Consider the following 16,684-nt stretch of genomic DNA (forward strand, 5'->3'; position numbering starts at 1 on the left):
GTCTCGGGAGACCACGCTGGCGATGGTTTACAAGCTGCTTGAAGTGGCCCAGAAGAAGTGGAAGCGACTCAAGGGATTTGCGCTGCTGACGTTGGTAGCGAACAACGTGAAATTCAAGGACGGAGTACAGGTGCTGGATGAGTCAGACAGGAATGCCGCCTGACCGACTCCATACACCAGATTTGACAATAGCTCTAGAGCACCCTGATAGCAATTAAATCCTTTAGGTCTAATTGGCTTTGCCATCTATTATTGCCGCGACTTCTGTCATTGCATCACTGTCTATTATTGCGCTATTGCACGAGATAAAACCGATGATAAGAGCAACACTGAAAACATTTAAATGGGCAGCGTTGGTGCTAGGCGTCAGCGTGCTGACGATATTGGGTGTGCGTGCTTATGACTCGCAGCGCGGTGCGCCATTGGAGCTTTGGCATACTTTTGTGCCGCATGAATTGACGGTCGAGCAGATTGATATGGCTGACTGGGCTCAGTACGTGAGCGCCGAAGAGCGAATTTTTGCCGAGGTACGTACCGAGGTGAGTGATCGGTTGGATCCCGAGTCGCGCAATGCCAGCGACCGTTATTTTGTCGATAGCCCAATTTATCCCGGTAACTTTGCCAATAACTGGAACCACTCTTACATCATGATGCCGACGGGCACGCCCATAGGTGCGGTGGTGTTGCTGCACGGTCTGACCGACTCGCCTTACAGTCTGCGTCACATTGCCTTGCGCTATCAGGCCGATGGTTATGTGGTAGTTGCTGCGCGGATGCCGGGGCATGGTACTGTTCCGGGCGGCTTGACCAAGGTTGAGTGGCAGCAGTGGGCGGCAGCGACCCGGATGGCTGCGCGTGAAGCGCGTCGACTGGGTGGCGCGTCTACGCCTCTGCATATTATCGGTTTCTCCAATGGCGGCGCGTTGGCGATGAATTATGCCCTTGAAGCTCTCTCCGATAAGGCGCTGGCTCGCCCAGATCGCATTGTGCTGATCTCGCCAATGATCGGCATCACCAGTATGGCGCGATTTGCCGGCATGATGGGCTGGCCTGCAGTATTTCCCGCGTTTGCCAAGGCCGCATGGTTGAATATAGTCCCGGAGTTTAATCCGTTTAAATACAACTCATTTCCGGTTAATGCGGCGCGCCAGACTGCGCTGATGTCGAACGAGTTGCAGCAGCGCATCGCGCGCTATGAGAGTGAAGGTCGCTTGAGCGAATTGGCCCCAATACTAACCTTTCAGTCGGTGGTCGACTTTACCGTTAGCACGCGGGCAATCATCAACGCGCTCTATGCTCATCTGCCTGCCAATGGCAGTGAGTTGGTGTTGTTTGACATCAACCGCAATACTAAGATTGGCCCGCTACTGCGCGTGAGTAACGATACCGTGCTGAAACGTTTATTACCTGCGCCGCCGCGTGCCTATACCGCGACCGTTATTAGTAACATTAGCCCTAACCAAGCAGAGGTTATGGAGCGCACCACCCCGGCAGGTTCAACAAAGGGGCAAACGCGTGCCTTGGGCTTGGTTTACCCGCGTGAAGTTTTTTCCTTGTCGCATCTAGCGCTGCCATTTCCGCTCGACGATTCATTGTATGGTTTAACCCCTGGAGATAACCTCGATTACGGCGTTAATTTAGGCGCGATGGCGGCACGCGGGGAGCGCGGTACGCTGATCGTGAGCATGGACTCGCTAACGCGGATGTCTTCCAATCCTTTCTTTTCTTACATGCTTAAACGTATCGAAGAGGGTCTTGGCGGTGGCCGCAGCACGGCGGCACCAAGTGCTAACGGTGCGAATAGTCCCGAGTAAGTAAAATCGTCCAGCGAAATAGGAGCACGGCATGCACACACGGATTCCACTTGATGAAAATGCTCTACTTGAGTCCGTGTCGACCGGACATTTGCCACCTGCCGAACAGATAGAGTCATTGGTGGCCGAGGCGTACGAGCGTTATCGGTCGCTGGATGAGGGACGGGTGGCCGATTACATTCCGGCCTTGGCTAAAGTGCCGCGTGAGCTTTTTGGTATCTGTGTTGTGGGAGTTGGCGGGGCGGTTTATACGGCTGGCGATGTTTCCTATGAGTTTACCATTCAGAGCGTCTCCAAGCCCTTTGTGTTCGCTCTGATTTGTCAGGCGATTGGCGAAGCCGAGGCGCGCACTAAGCTCGGCGTGAATGCCACCGGGCTGCCCTTTAATTCGGTGATGGCGGTCGAGCTCAACCAAGACCGAACCATGAACCCGATGGTCAACGCTGGGGCTATCGCAGCCACCAGCCTCGCGCCAGGCGCTAACGCCGATGAAAAATGGCAGTTTATCGAAGATGGCCTGTCGCGTTTTGCCGGCCGAAAACTCACCCTCAATCGCGAAGTTTACGACTCTGAAGCCGCCACTAATCTACGTAATCGCGGCATAGCCAAATTGCTGGAGGGCTACGATCGGATGTATTTCGACGCCCTCGAAGCCACCGATATTTACACCAAGCAATGTTCGCTGAACGTCTCGGCTCGTGACCTTGCCATCATGGGGGCGACGTTGGCGGATGGCGGGGTCAACCCTATTACCGAAGAGCGGGTGGTGGATGCCTCGATCTGTAAGCGTGTACTGGCGGTGCTGGCAACCGCCGGGCTGTATGAGCTTTCGGGTGACTGGCTGTATGAAATAGGTTTGCCGGGCAAGAGCGGTGTTAGCGGTGGCATTGTTACCGTGGTGCCGGGTAAGGGGGGGGTGGGCTCGTTTTCGCCTGCGCTCGATGAGGCCGGCAACAGCATTAAAGGACAGCGGGTGGCGAAGTTTCTCTCAGAACGGATGGGTTTGAACCTGTTTGCCTCTAAGCCTGACCATTGAGTGGTTGGGTGTATCGATGTATCTCGCCAGTCACTCGGCTTGGCGTAATTATCCAGGGATGAAACATTATGACTAAGGCGTTCTCTGCAGGCATGGGTGAGCAAACGGAGCAGCAAGCATCTTGGCTTCCGATGATTATCATCTCGATGGGACAAGCACAAATGTCGTTGAATATCAACGCTTTGCCGGTATCTATTGGCGGTATTGTCGAGGAGTTCAATACGGCCCCAACGACGGTGGCGACTGCTATCGTGGCGTACTCTCTGGCGGTTGCCGGTTTTATTATGCTCGGCGCTAAACTCAGTCAGATGTTTGGGGCGCTCACGGTATTTCGTTTGGCAACTGTTGTTTTGTGCGGGTCGATGGTGATGATGACCTTCAGCCCCAATGTAGCCGTGATGATTGCCGCGCAAGGCATCGCTGGCTTGGCTGCGGCCGCCATAGTGCCAACCTTGGTAGTACTGATTGCCAACAATTACTCCGGCAAGCAGCAAGCCAAAGCGCTGGGTATTCTGGGGGCCGTGCAGGCTATGGCGACGGTAACCGCCTTCTTTGTGGCTGGTGTGGTCGGTACCTACCTTGGCTGGCGCTATGCGTTTGGACTGGTTATCCCGTTTTCCGCGATAACCCTGTTTCTTACTCTGCGACTCAAGCCCGTTGCCAAGGTGCCTGAAGTGAAAATTGACGGTGTCGGGGTGATCCTGGCCGCAACCTCGGTCATCCTGATCAGCCTTGGGGTCAACAACCTGAACAATTGGGGGCTGATGCTGGCCAATACACTTGCACCGTTCAATGTGCTGGGGCTATCACCGGCGTTGCTCATGCTGATTGTCGGTTTGGTGGGTATTCAGTTGTTCGTGGCTTGGGCGCAGCGTCGCCAGGCACGTCACGAAACGCCCTTGTTAGCCCTTGAAGTTATCCAGTCGCCACAGGAACGGGCGGCGGTGTATTCGATGATGTCGATTGTGATCTTGGGTAATGCATTGACCTTCCTCGTGCCGTTGTATATCCAAATGGTCCAGGGGCGTTCTAGTTTCGACACCGCAGTGGCGATGATCCCTTACCAACTGTCAGTGTTTACTGCGGCTATTCTTGTCGTTGGCCTTTATGATCGACTGGCGCCCCGCCAGATCGCCCGTTATTCTTTCGTGTTGGTGTCGATTGCGATGGCGCTGCTGGCCTTCGTGATGAAAAACGACTGGAGCAACTGGTTGGTTGTGCTGGGCCTAGTCATGTTCGGTTTGGGCCAAGGTGCGTTGGTTACGCTGCTATTTAACGTGTTGGTCACCTCATCGCCAAAAGAATTGGCTGGTGACGTGGGATCGCTGCGTGGCACGGTGAATAATTTATCGGCAGGTGTTGGCAGTGCCATTGCCGGTGCATTGGTGGTGGGTATCCTGAGCATGAATATTAATAGCGCCTTGGTTGAGAATCCGACTATTCCTGCAGCCCTGATTGAACAGGTTGATCTCGATCGGGCCACCTTCGTCAGTAACGATCGCTTGCTCGGTGTTATGTCGCGAACCACGGCAACCTCGGAGCAGGTTGACGAGGCCGTGAGAATTAACGCTGAGGCACGCCTTAAAGCGCTGAAACTGACATTTCTGTTAATGGCGGCGCTGGCTCTTTTAGTCATAGTACCGAGCGGCCGGTTACCGGGTTATATTCGTGGTCAAGGTCCCAGTGGACAGCCACCCAAGGTTTAATGATTGATGGCTGACTGCGCCCGCTCGAACAAGTGCCAATACCATTGAAAGGAGTCGTTCTGTGTTTGTGAATTACCTTGCCACGCGTGTTGGCCATTTACATGCCGCGACCGCTGTACTCGCGCTTGCTTCTCTGGCACTAGTCACGGGCTGCCAGCGGGAGGGCGAAGAGCTGCAAGCGGAGATTCGCCCGGTTCGCGTGATGACCATCGAAAGTCGTGACAGCAATGGCGCGTTGTCGTTGACTGGCACAGTGCAGGCGCAGGCTGAAATCAACTTGTCGTTTCGTATCGACGGTCGAATGATCATGCGCACAGTGGATATTGGCGATAGCGTCAAGGCTGGTCAACTGATTGCTCGGCTCGATCAGCAAGATGAGGAGCGTGGTCTACAGGCGGCGCGCGCTCAGTTGGCCGCGGCTCGCGCGCAGTTGATTGAGGCGCGTAACAACTACGGGCGTATGCGTGAGCTGGTCGCCCAGGATGCTGTATCGCGGGCTACTTATGACCAAGCCGAGGCGCTTTTGGGGACGGCAGATGCACAGGTTAAGGCAGTGAAGGCGCAGGTTGACTTGGCGAAGAACCGCTTGAGCTATACGCGTCTCTTGTCTGATGTGGCTGGTGTGGTGACGGCACGTGGTCCTGAGGCGGGCGAGGTGGTCGGGGCAGGGCGGATGGTTGTTCAGGTTGCGCGCGATGGTGCACGTGATGCGGTATTTGGCGTGCCAGCACAGATCAAAGACAGCGCCCAGAGCAACTCGGAGATCACGGTCTTTTTAACCAGCGACCCACAGGTTACCGCCGTAGGCAAGGTGCGTGAAATTTCGCCCCGTGCCGACCCGGTAACGGGCACTTTCGCTGTGCGTATTGGACTGCTTAATCCACCACCGGCGATGCGCTTAGGTAGCACTGTGACTGGGCGTTTAAAACTGTCAGTGGCTTCCGGCATTGAGGTTCCCGCCTCGGCGTTAACCCGTGCGGGTGGCAAACCTGCAGTATGGGTGGTCGACGCGCAGGCACTGACAGTGTCGCTACGCACTATCGAGGTGCGCGGCCAAGATACGGCCAAGGTCCAGGTTGGTGCAGGGCTTAACCCTGGTGATGTGGTTGTGACTGCCGGAGTGCAGGCGCTACGTCCGGGCCAGAAGGTCCGTCTGCTAGAGGCGAGTAAATCGTGATAGGTCCGAATCTGTCTGAGTGGGCGCTTTCGAAGCGCTCGTTGGTGGTGTTTTTGATGATTCTCTCCGTGGTGGCGGGGACGCTATCGTTTACTAACTTGGGCCGTGGCGAGGACCCTGCGTTTACCTTCAGGAGCATGGTGGTCGGAGCTGCGTGGCCAGGGGCGACGGTTGAGGAAACCCTGCTGCAGGTTACTGAGCGCCTCGAGCGCACCTTACAAGAGACGGATCATCTTGAGCGGGTGCGCAGTTACACCACTGCGGGCCAGGCCACGATTTTTGTCGACCTGAAGCAGTCAACCCCGCCCGCCGAGGTTGAAGATGTTTGGTATCAGGTACGTAAAAATATTGGTGATATGCGTCATACCCTGCCATCGGGTGTGGTCGGGCCATTCTTCAATGATGACTTTGGCAGCACTTTCGGCATTATTTATGGGTTTACGGCCGACGGTTTTACCTTCCGCGAGTTGCGTGATTACGTCGAAAGCGCCCGCTCACGGCTGCTACAGGTGCCGGACGTTTCCAAGATAGAAGTGTTGGGCGCTCAAGATGAGCAAATATTTATCGAGTTCTCCACCGAACGCTTGGCTGGCTTGCGCCTTGACCTACCGGCGATTTTAGCCTCACTGCAGGCGCAAAACTTGGTAACCCCGTCGGGCGTGATTCAGTCTGAGCACGAGCGAGTGTTTTTGCGTGTTAGTGGTGCGCTGGATTCTGAGCGTGATATTGAAGCCATGACCATTGTTGCTGGCGGGCGGATTATTCGTCTTGGCGATATTGCCAGCGTGCGCAGAGGCAACGTCGACCCGCCGCAGCCGATGTTTCGTATCAATGGCCAACCGGCTATTGGCTTAGCAATTGCCATGCGCGACGCAGGTGACATTCTCCAATTGGGGAGCAGTATTCGCGCCGAAATGGCCGATATTACCGCCGGTTTGCCGGTGGGCATTGAACCGACACTGGTGGCCGATCAGGCCGTTACGGTGGATGTGGCAATTGGCGATTTTATGACCTCGCTTTGGCAGGCTATCGTAATCATTCTTGGTTGCAGCTTTCTCAGCTTGGGGATTCGGCCCGGCACCGTAGTAGCATTGGCGATTCCGCTGACGTTGGTGATCGTGTTTGCCGTGATGGATATCGTCAATATCGATCTGCACCGGATATCTCTAGGCGCATTGATTATCGCCCTTGGTCTGTTGGTCGATGATGCCATGACCACGGTCGATGCCATGATGCGGCGCTTGGCTGCTGGGGACAGTAAAGATGAGGCCGCCACTTTCGCTTATCGCACCTTGGCTGCCCCGATGCTGATAGGGACGCTGGTGACCATCGCCAGTTTTGTACCCATTGGTTTTGCCCAGAGCTCGGCGGGTGAGTACACTTTTTCGATTTTCTCAGTGGTGGGTATTTCGCTGATCGTCTCGTGGCTGGTGGCGGTGATTTTTGCACCCTTGATTGGTAAAGCGATACTCAAGACACCTAAGGCCGAGTTACAAGCCAAGCCGAGTAAGTTACTAAATGCTTATGGTGCTTTCTTGCGTGCGGCGATCCGCGCCAAATGGTTGACCATCGGCCTGACGCTGGGGGCTTTCGTCATTACCTTATTCTTGTCGCAGTTCGTTTCGCAGCAGTTTTTCCCCGCCTCTGATCGCCCTGAATTGACGGTGGATTTGAGCCTGCGCCAGAACGCTTCTATCTATGCCACTGAGGTGCAAGCCCAGCGGCTCGAAGCGTTCCTTAAAGATGATCCCGATGTTGAGCACTTCAGTACCTATGTTGGCCAAGGGGCGGTGCGTTTTATCCTGACCTTAAATGTTCAGCTGGCTAATCCGTTCTTCGCTCAATTGGTGGTGGTGGCTAAAGATATTGAAGCGCGAGAACGGCTGCAGGTTAAATTGGAGAAACTTCTCGCTGAGCAGTTTCCTGATGTAGTAGCACGGGTCTCCCCTCTCGAGCTAGGCCCACCTGTGGGGTGGCCCTTGCAGTATAGGGTGAGCGGACCAGACAACGATAAGGTGCGTGCCATTGCCCTCGACTTGGCTGTGCTGATCGGTGCGGACGCCCGCGCCCGGCACGTTAACTTCGACTGGATGGAGCCAGCGCGGCAGATTCATGTGCGCGTTAATCAAGAAGAGGCCCGTCAACTGGGCATCAGTTCGAGTGCGCTGGCCGGTGTGCTCAATGCCGCCGTGACAGGCACGACTGTGACGCAGGTTCGTGACGATATTTACCTAGTAAACGTTGTGGCCCGCGCCATTGACGAACAGCGCGCCTCACTGGAAACGCTCAGCTCGCTGCAGGTGCCGACCCCGAGTGGGCGGATGGTGCCGTTGAGCCAGTTCTCGACCTTTGTTGAGGAGCAGGAGTTTCCTTTGGTGTGGCGCCGCGACCGGGTACCGACCTTGACTGTGCGCGCCGATGTGATCAGTGGGGAGATGCCAGACACAGTAGTGGAGGCGTTGGCACCGCAGGTCGCCGCATTTGCTGCCAAGCTGCCCAAGCCTTACAAGGTCGAAACCGGTGGGCTGTACGAGGAGAGCAAAGAGTCCCGCGCTTCGGTGTTCGCCGTAGTGCCGCTGATGATCTTGCTGATGCTGGTAGTCATGATGGTGATGCTTGTTAGCTTTCGCCGGTTAGTGATGGTGGTGTGCGTTTTACCGCTGGGGCTGATAGGCGTGGTGCTGACGTTGCTGACCTTTGATCAGCCGCTTGGCTTCGTTGCCATTCTCGGTGTTTTGGCCTTGATCGGTATGATCGCCAAGAACGCGGTGATTCTGATTGTGCAGATCGAAACCGATCGCGCCGAAGGGAAGAGTGTCTACGATGCCGTCATCGCATCAGCGACCTCGCGGATGCGGCCGATGATGTTGGCTGCCTTCTCAACCATCCTGGGCTTGATCCCCATTGCTCCGACCGTATTTTGGGGGCCGATGGCGTTCGCCATCATGGGTGGTTTGTTAGTGGCAACGCTGCTGACGTTGGTGTTTTTGCCGACGCTGTATGTGGCAGTGTTTGGCCATGAGCAAACACTTCCCGGTACGGTTGTTGATGAAGCCGCGATGGGTATTACGGATTGAGCTCAAGCCCATTAACTGCGCCCGCTGCTGCGGCGATGCGCGAGGTCTTAGAGTTGTATTTGGACGACACCCGACAGCTGTTTAACTCAATGGACCCGGCACCGTTTCGCGAGCGTGATATTGACCCCGAGGCGGCGCAGTACATCCTCGACTGGGCGTATGAGGTCTCGGGGCGAAAGTCGCTGGGCTTAGCGGTACATCTGGGGCGAGAGAACACCAGCGGTGACACTACGACGATCGTGACGCAAGCGGTGCATGAGTATTTTCGCGGTCGGGCGCAGGCTTCGCGCAAAGAGCTGAAAAAGCTACTGCGCACCGGGCGCATCACTTTGGTTATCGCGTTGGTTTTTCTGAGTGCGGTGAACGGCTTTAGTGAGTTTGTCTCTGAGCTAATCCCGCACGAGGGGCTCTTCTGGTTAATTAACGAGAGCTTATTGATTGCCGCCACGGTGGCACTCTGTCAGCCGATTGCGATTTTTCTCTACGACTGGTGGCCGATCCGCGCCGATGCTCGTTTGTATGACCGCCTTAGTGTGATGGATGTGCAGGTTTTCTGTGCCAATACGGCAAGTGCTTGCGTAGTGGAACAACCAGCGTTATGACGCAGTGGAGGCGGGCGATGGGTGTACCTAGGGCGTCAATTGCATGGCAGCGCGGCGTGGCTTATTTCGGTTTTTGGCTGCTGTTGTTGCCAAGTTTTTCGCTTGCAGATCTGACCTTTGGTCTGCTGCTTGCGGGGGCCGCGACCTGGGTCAGTATGCGGCTGTTGCCCGTTGACGCGGAGAGTTTACGGGTGAGCAAATTGCTGCAATTGGTACCGCACTTTATTTACGAGTCTTTACTTGCTGGAGTTGACGTGGCGCGGCGCGCGCTGGATCCAAAATTGCCGCTCAATCCTGGTTTGGTTAATTGCCCGGTCGGGTTTCCGCCGGGTTTTGCGCGCAATACCTTCGCCACCATTATGAGTTTGCTGCCCGGTTCTGTGTCGGTCGGTGAGGGCGCTGACGATAAGGTGTTGGTGTATCACTGCCTCGACCTAGCCCAGCCGTTGGTCGAGCAGCTATACGCCGAGGAGCGGTTGTTTGCCAAGGCGTTGGTAGTGGGGAAAGCGCATGTCTGAGTTCTTGTTGGGTGCGGCGGTATTTATCCTTGTGGCAGTTGCCTTGGGCTTGTTACGAATCTTGCGCGGGCCGGGGCCGGCTGACCGGATGATGGCGGTGCAGTTGCTGGGCACGGGTGGTATTGCTGTGTTGTTGTTAGTTGGGGTGGCCACTGCCGAGCCGGCAACTGTTGATGTGGCGCTGACACTGGCACTGCTGGCGGTGTTTGCCACCTGTGCGTTCGTTACCGCCCCAGACGCTTCGCGCAACGCGCCACCCGAGGATCGGCAATGAGTATTTTTCTCGATGCTTGGAGCGTGCTCGCGGTGTTGGCGGGTGGTTTTTTCTTTTTTGTTGGCAGTCTTGGTTTGTTACGCTTTCCTGATTCCTTCACCCGCCTGCATGCCCTCACCAAGGCTGATAACCTAGGTCTGGGCTTTGTCGTGCTTGGGCTGTTGCCGCAGATGGACAGTTGGTTTGCCGGCCTTAAAGTGTTGAGTATTTGGTTATTGGTGTTGCTATCGGCGTCGATCATCTCGCAGCTGATCGCGCGTGCCATCAAGCGCAGGGAGTGGTGATGCTTAACCTACTGAATGGCAGTCTGGCGCTGCTAATCCTCGGTTTGGCCATTTGGGTCATAGTTGCGCGTGAGGCGTTCGCCGCCGTCGCCGGTTTTATGGTTTATGGCTTATTGTTGGCGTTGGTTTGGGTCCAGTTACAGGGCATCGACATCGCGCTCACCGAAGCCGCTATCGGCGGGGGGCTGACAGGCGTATTGCTTATTGGCGCAGTGACGCGCTTGCGCGCCGCAGAGGCCTCCATTTATGCCGTACGGCCAAGCGTGTGGCTGCGTTGGCTGGCTGGCGGGCTGTCGCTGGCAGTTACGCTACTGCTGGCGCTCTGCGTGCTGGCACTGCCCGACCCGGCACCGACGCTGGCGCATGCGGTGGTGGCCAATATAGATGCCACTGGGGTGGGCAATCCTATCACTGCTGTGCTACTGGCTTTTCGCTCGTTAGACACCTTGCTGGAGGCCATAGTGCTATTGCTGGCGCTGATTGGCGTTTGGTCGTTGGCCCCAGAGTCAGTATGGGATGGTCGACCTAGCCTGGCTCAGCAACTAGAAACTAATGGTATTTTGGCCTATGCGGCGCGTTTGATGGTTCCGGTTGGCATTGTTGCTGGCGGTTATATCTTCTGGGTTGGCGCCGACCACCCGGGCGGTAAATTTCAAGGTGCTACAGTACTTGCGGCCATGTGGTTGCTGGTCATGCTGGCGGGCCTACAGGATGCCCCGCCGATTAGTCGGACATGGCTGCGTATCGGCTTAGTCTGCGGCCCACTGGTGTTTATTGCCATCGGCTTGGTTGGCGTGCTGAGCGCGGGCGCGTTTCTGGGCTATCCGCCCGGGCTGGCCAAACCCTTAATTATTGCCATTGAGCTGGCGTTGATGCCGTCGCTGACGCTAGTGCTCGGTTTATTGTTGCTCGGCACACCGCAACGCAAGGCATGCCCATGAACACCCCGACGTTATTTGGCCTGTGCGCCGCTGCACTTATTGGCATTGGCTTGTACGGACTGATTGTTAACCCACATCCGTTGCGCAAAATACTGGCGTTTAACCTGCTTAGCAGTGGTGTGTTTATGTTGTTTGGTAGTATTGCCCGCCGGGGCGCCGCGCTGGGTATGGGCGGCGACCCAGTACCGCAGGCCTTGTTGATTACCGGTATCGTGGTGGCGTTTTCAGCCACGGCACTGGCGGTGGCCTTGCTGTTGCGGCTGTTTGCCGTCACCGGTGCGGTAATCCTGAATGATCACGCGCCGAGCAAGGCGGACTCTGCGGCCGGTGAGGTGTAAATGCCAGTGTCTGCCGCTATGCCGGTTTTATTGAATATCTCGACGAGCACTTCGGACGCCGGTTTGCTGTTGGTGCTGGCTGTGCTGTTGCCGTTTGTGGGCATGATGTTCGGTGTGCTCTGTGGTGCTCGTCACGCGCAACGGGTGACCCAACTAGCGCTTCTGTTGGGCCTGGCAATTGCACTGGCCTGCGGCGTTGTACTGCTGAAAACGAACACCGCGCTGGTGTACGTGCTGGGAGGCTGGGCCCCGCCATTAGGGGTCGCCTTGCGTGCCGATGGCTTATCAGTGGCGATGTTGCTGGCGACCGCGGTAGTGGTTTGCGCTGTGGGCGTTTACGGCGGCGCAGACTTTGGTGCTCGCCGTGGCGAATCACTGCAGCGCGCCGGCTTTAGTTTTTGGTTGCTGCTACTGGCGATCTGGGGCGCGCTCAACCTGGTGCTGGTGAGTGCCGACCTGTTCACCTTGTATGTCGCCCTCGAGTTGTTGACCTTCTCTGCAGTGCCATTGGTGTGCTTAGACGGCCGTGGCGAGACGCTGCGTGCGGCGTTGCGTTATCTGTTGTTCGCACTGCTGGGCTCGATGCTCTACTTGCTGGGGGCTGTGCTCTTGTATGGCGCCTATGGCACCTTGGATATCGCCCTCTTGGCCGCCGTGGCTGAGCCGGGCCTACTAGTCGGTGTTGCCGCGGCATTGATGACGGTCGGTTTGCTGGCCAAAACGGCGCTGTTTCCGCTGCATATTTGGCTGCCGCCCGCACATGCCGGTGCGCCGGCGGCGGCCAGTGCGCTGTTGTCGGCCTTGGTGATCAAGGGCTCTTGGTTTTTAGTCGTGCGTTTGTGGTTCGATGTACTGCCAGCCGTGGTGACGTTCTCAGCGTCGCAACTGTTGGGAGCGCTCGGTGCTGCTGCGATCGTGTTTGGCAATCTAATGGCGCTGCGCCAAGCACGCTTGAAATTACTGATCGCCTATTCCACGGTGGCCCAGATTGGTTATCTATTTTTGCTGTTTCCGCTGGCATTTAGCGCTTTGAGCGGGCACATCGAAAACGGGCTTGCCTTGACAGGGGGCATGCTACAAGCGATTTCCCATGCCACGGCGAAGGCCGCGATGTTTATGGCCGCCGGTTTAATCAGTGCTGCGCTAGGCCATGATCGGATCGCCGATTTTGCCGGTGTGGCCCGAGCGTTGCCTGTCACCGTGATGGCTTTTGCACTGGGCGGCATAACGCTTATCGGCCTGCCTCCCTCCGGCGGCTTTCTGGCCAAATGGTTGCTGCTGTCGGCTGCCGTTATCAGTGGCCAGTGGTGGTGGGCGTTGGTGTTGCTGGTGGGGGGCTTGCTCACCAGTGCTTACCTGTTTGTTGTGTTGGCGCAGGCGCTGCGCGCACCCTTGGTGCCGTTGCTACTGTGCGCCCCAGTCGCTCGTTCTCGCGAGTTGACGGTGCTAGTGCTAGCCCTGTGTTCGGCCTTGCTGGGGCTGGTGGCGTTTGCCGAGGTCGACCTGACTCAGATCGGTCGTCAGGTGGCAATGTTGGAGGGCGCATCGTGATGCTCGGACAGTTGCTATTAGCGACCACCTTAGGATTGCCGTTGCTGATGTTGGCAACTTGCCTGTCGGCCCGCGTGCGTGAGCGGATATTGGCATTGCTGGTGTTCGCGCCATTGCCGGCAATGGCGGCGGCTTTATTTGCCGTCGATAGCCAATTGCTGGTCGGGCAGGGGCGATTGCAGTTGGCGCTGCAGTTGGATGTTCTCGGGGCGATATTACTCGGTGTGGCGGCTTTACTGTGGAGCATGGCGGGCCTGTATGCTGCCACCTATTTACGTGGTACCGCCAATTGTGGACGCTTTGTGGTCTGTTGGTTGATGACGCTGATGGGCTGTTTGGGGGCCTTTGTAGCCGCCGACATGTTTAGTTTTTACCTGCTACTGGCGCTGCTTGGTGTCGGTGCCTGCGGCTTGGTGGTGCATGATCAGAGCGCTTCGGCGTGGCGCTCCGGTGGTACCTATCTGGGCCTTTCTCTGTTTGCTGAAAGCTGCGTGTTGTTGGCGTTTATCCTGCTGGCGGCGGGCACCCAAGGCGACAGTTGGTTGATCCGTGATGTGGTCGCCGAGTTGCGGCAGTCGCCGTGGTGTGATGTGACACTGGGGTTGCTGATTGCCGGACTGGGGCTGAAAGCTGGGTTGGTGCCGCTGCATGTGTGGATGCCGTTAGCGCATGCGGCTGCCCCGATACCGGCATCTGCAGTGCTGAGTGGCGCGGTGGTCAAGGTCGGCATCATCGGTCTGATTCGCTTTTTGCCACTGCAGACAGCCTTGCCTGACTGGGGTTTTGCCTTAACTTCGGCAGGCTTGTTTACTGCGCTGTACGGGGTGGCTATTGGCATCACACAACAACATCCGAAGGCGGTGCTGGCTTACTCCAGCGTCAGCCAGATGGGCGTCATAGTGGCTGTCTTGGGCATGGGCTTGTCGGCTGGCGAAACCAGCGCGGCACTCTATGCCGTTTGGTATGCGGCCCATCACGTGCTGGTCAAAGGCACTTTATTTCTGGCGGTCGGACTGGCTGCCACGACAGGTGCACGGCATCTGTGGCCGCTGCTGTTGGTGGTGGCCGTGCTGGCATTGGGGCTCGGCGGCTTGCCGTTGACGGGCGGCGCGCTGGCCAAGTATGCGGTGAAGGGGCCGCTGGGCGATGGTCTGGCGGCGACAGTGGCGAATGTCTCTGCAGCCGGCACGACCTTGCTGATGTTGCACTTTGTCTATTGCCTGAAAACCTTTGCCGCCACGGACGCGCAGGCGCAGCCGGGCAAGGGCTTGCTGCTACCTTGGTGCGTGCTGGCGCTGGCGTCGTTATTGATCCCTTGGCTGATGTATCTGTGGGTTGCCGCCGGCACAGTGACCGACCTGCTTGAGCCGGCCTCGCTGTGGCTGGCATTGCGGCCGCCCTTGGTAGGCATGATTACGGCGATTGCTCTGTGGTATTGGGGCGGGCGTTTGCCACGGGTTCCCATAGGCGATATTGCGGTGTTGTTCGGTAGGCTGATGCCGCGCAACGGCGGCGTTAGCCTTGTGTTTACATCGCTGGATGCGTGGCTGCGGCGCTGGGCCTTGGCTTGCATGGCGCTGTTGGTGTTGAGCCTGTTATTCGCTTGGACACTGTATGGCGGGGGGCGCGGATGAGTTACTTGCCGTCAGCGTTGGACCTATCTATATCTACAACAATATACGTTTGGGCCGCCCGTCCTGCGCTGTGTGCGCCAGGTTTGCCGCTGTCACGCCTCACCAGAAGGAAGTTGAGATGAGAATTAACCTGCTCGTAGTACTGCTTGTCGTCGGTTCTTCCGGCTGCACTGTAGGTCCCGACTACCAGCGCCCGCACAGCGAAACACCCAGTCAATGGCGTAGCGATTACGCGCAGATGGCTGAGCTGACGAACACTAAATGGTGGGAGCAGTTTGCTGATCCGACACTGAACAAATTGGTCGAGAGCGCACTGCGGGAGAATCTTGATGTTGCTGTGGCGGCGGCGCGGGTCGATCAGTTTATTGGCGCTTTGACCGCCACGCGTGCCCAGTTATCACCGCAAGTTGGCTACACTGGCGATGCCAGTCGCTCGCGCGCCAGTCGCCTTGGACAGCCACCGCTGCCGCCCGATGCCGATCCGTATTTTTCGCTTTACCAGGCCTCACTTGGTGCATCCTGGCAGCTGGATTTATTCGGTCGGGTACGGCGTTTGTCGGAAGCGGCGCAAGCACAGGTTTACGCCAGTGAACAGGCACAGCGCGGCGTGGCCTTGTCGTTGGTGGCGAGCGTGACCACCAGTTACATAAGCTTGCGCGCACTCGACCGCCAGCTGGAAATCGCCCAGGCGACGGCAAAGAACTTCGGCACCACGGCGCGCTTGTTCGAGTTGCGCTTTAAATTCGGCATCGTCAGCAAAATCGAGCTGATGCAAATTACCTCGCAGCATCAGCAGGCATTGGCGGCTATTCCGGCATTTGAGCAGGCCATCGAGGCGCAGGAAAATCTGCTGTCTATTCTGCTTGGGCGTAATCCGGGGCCGATCCCGCGTGGCAAGAGTATCGAGCAATTAGTCACCCCGCTAATTCCTGCTGATTTACCCGTCGCACTGCTGCAACGTCGGCCGGATATTCTCCAAGCCGAGCAAAACTTAGTGGCGGCCAATGCCAATGTTGGTGCTACCCGTGCTCTGTATTACCCGAGCGTGTCGATTACCGGCGCGCTGGGGAGTATCAGTAGCGAGTTTTCTAAGTTGTTGACGGGGCCTGCGAGTACCGGATTTATTGCCGCTAGTGTGAGTGGTCCGCTGTTTACTGCTGGCGGAATTGAGGGGCAGGTGTACTCCGCTGAGGCGCAAAAGCGCCAAGCGTTGCTGTTGTATCAGCAGACCATTCTGAATGCGTTTCGCGAGACTAACGATGCGCTCACCGGAGCACAGAAGAAAACCGCCGAAGTGGCGCTACAGCAGCAGCGCGTGGCCGCCTTGCGTGAACTGGCGCAGTTATCACGGCTGAGGTTTGATAAGGGCGTGGCGGGCTATCTGGATGTATTGGTCGCCGAGAATGAGTTATTTGCCGCCGAGTTGGCAACCGTCGGCTTGCTGGCCAACAACTATAGCCAGTTTATTAACGTGTATCAGGCCATGGGTGGTGGCTGGGTCGATATTGCAACTTCGATGACGGTGCAGCCGAAAGGCGGGCTAAGCAGCGCCGCATCACAACAATAGCGTGCTAACGCGAGTATGGTGGTGGTGCTCAACGTCAGTGAGTTATGGTGATTTCTGGTGTATGGGGGAGATAGAGAAGGTGGCGTATCCTGCTGATTGATTCCCGCGAAGAATCTCAATTAACAGAGGTGATACGCCATGACCAATTCTACCCTCAGAGTCCTG

The 16,684-nt window shown here is 56.9% G+C and carries 14 protein-coding genes and 1 pseudogene; all 15 read left to right on the forward strand.

The features are described from left to right. Positions 1–163 (forward strand): annotated as a pseudogene (locus GWQ22_RS18435) (IS256 family transposase); the annotation flags it as partial. A gap of 76 nt (positions 164–239) precedes the next feature. Beyond that, positions 240–1,814 carry an alpha/beta hydrolase gene (locus GWQ22_RS18440; protein ID WP_219927903.1) on the forward strand — a complete coding sequence of 525 codons (1,575 nt, stop codon included), beginning with the start codon at positions 240–242 and terminating at the stop codon, positions 1,812–1,814. 31 nt (positions 1,815–1,845) lie between these two features. Beyond that, entirely contained in the window at positions 1,846–2,850 is a 1,005-nt protein-coding gene (gene glsA / locus GWQ22_RS18445) for a glutaminase A (RefSeq protein WP_275931215.1), read from the forward strand. 68 nt (positions 2,851–2,918) lie between these two features. Continuing rightward, positions 2,919–4,556 (forward strand): MFS transporter, encoded by a 1,638-nt coding sequence (locus GWQ22_RS18450; RefSeq protein ID WP_209418529.1) that lies wholly within the window; start codon positions 2,919–2,921, stop codon positions 4,554–4,556. Positions 4,557–4,617: 61 nt separating this feature from the next. Further along, complete coding sequence (locus GWQ22_RS18455; RefSeq protein WP_275931216.1) at positions 4,618–5,733, forward strand: efflux RND transporter periplasmic adaptor subunit; 1,116 nt, start codon at positions 4,618–4,620, stop codon at positions 5,731–5,733. Continuing rightward, positions 5,730–8,810 (forward strand): efflux RND transporter permease subunit, encoded by a 3,081-nt coding sequence (locus GWQ22_RS18460; RefSeq protein ID WP_275931217.1) that lies wholly within the window; start codon positions 5,730–5,732, stop codon positions 8,808–8,810. Before GWQ22_RS18455 ends, GWQ22_RS18460 begins: the two co-directional genes overlap by 4 nt. A 59-nt stretch (positions 8,811–8,869) precedes the next feature. After that, positions 8,870–9,412 (forward strand): hypothetical protein, encoded by a 543-nt coding sequence (locus GWQ22_RS18465; RefSeq protein WP_275931218.1) that lies wholly within the window; start codon positions 8,870–8,872, stop codon positions 9,410–9,412. A gap of 17 nt (positions 9,413–9,429) precedes the next feature. Beyond that, positions 9,430–9,930 carry a Na+/H+ antiporter subunit E gene (locus tag GWQ22_RS18470; protein WP_042038340.1) on the forward strand — a complete coding sequence of 167 codons (501 nt, stop codon included), beginning with the start codon at positions 9,430–9,432 and terminating at the stop codon, positions 9,928–9,930. Next, positions 9,923–10,204 carry a monovalent cation/H+ antiporter complex subunit F gene (locus GWQ22_RS18475; protein ID WP_108537276.1) on the forward strand — a complete coding sequence of 94 codons (282 nt, stop codon included), beginning with the start codon at positions 9,923–9,925 and terminating at the stop codon, positions 10,202–10,204. The genes GWQ22_RS18470 and GWQ22_RS18475 overlap by 8 nt, the downstream gene beginning before the upstream one ends. Then, entirely contained in the window at positions 10,201–10,488 is a 288-nt protein-coding gene (locus GWQ22_RS18480) for a monovalent cation/H(+) antiporter subunit G (RefSeq protein ID WP_108537277.1), read from the forward strand. The genes GWQ22_RS18475 and GWQ22_RS18480 overlap by 4 nt, the downstream gene beginning before the upstream one ends. After that, a complete protein-coding gene (locus GWQ22_RS18485; protein ID WP_275931219.1) occupies positions 10,488–11,429 on the forward strand; it encodes a hydrogenase subunit MbhD domain-containing protein in 942 nt (313 codons plus the stop codon). Before GWQ22_RS18480 ends, GWQ22_RS18485 begins: the two co-directional genes overlap by 1 nt. Then, positions 11,426–11,767 carry an NADH-quinone oxidoreductase subunit K gene (locus GWQ22_RS18490; protein WP_275931220.1) on the forward strand — a complete coding sequence of 114 codons (342 nt, stop codon included), beginning with the start codon at positions 11,426–11,428 and terminating at the stop codon, positions 11,765–11,767. The genes GWQ22_RS18485 and GWQ22_RS18490 overlap by 4 nt, the downstream gene beginning before the upstream one ends. Beyond that, entirely contained in the window at positions 11,768–13,318 is a 1,551-nt protein-coding gene (locus GWQ22_RS18495) for a proton-conducting transporter membrane subunit (protein WP_275931221.1), read from the forward strand. Beyond that, the gene (locus GWQ22_RS18500; protein WP_275931222.1) at positions 13,318–14,952 is read left to right on the forward strand and encodes a proton-conducting transporter membrane subunit; all 1,635 of its coding nucleotides are present in this window, start codon (positions 13,318–13,320) and stop codon (positions 14,950–14,952) included. Before GWQ22_RS18495 ends, GWQ22_RS18500 begins: the two co-directional genes overlap by 1 nt. Before the next feature lie 118 nt (positions 14,953–15,070). Further along, on the forward strand, positions 15,071–16,519 hold the full coding sequence (locus GWQ22_RS18505) for an efflux transporter outer membrane subunit (protein ID WP_108537279.1): 1,449 nt from the start codon (positions 15,071–15,073) through the stop codon (positions 16,517–16,519). The last annotated feature ends 165 nt before the right edge of the window (positions 16,520–16,684 follow it).

Source organism: Aeromonas sp. 1HA1 (genome assembly GCF_029237385.1).
Lineage (GTDB): Bacteria > Pseudomonadota > Gammaproteobacteria > Enterobacterales > Aeromonadaceae > Aeromonas > Aeromonas popoffii.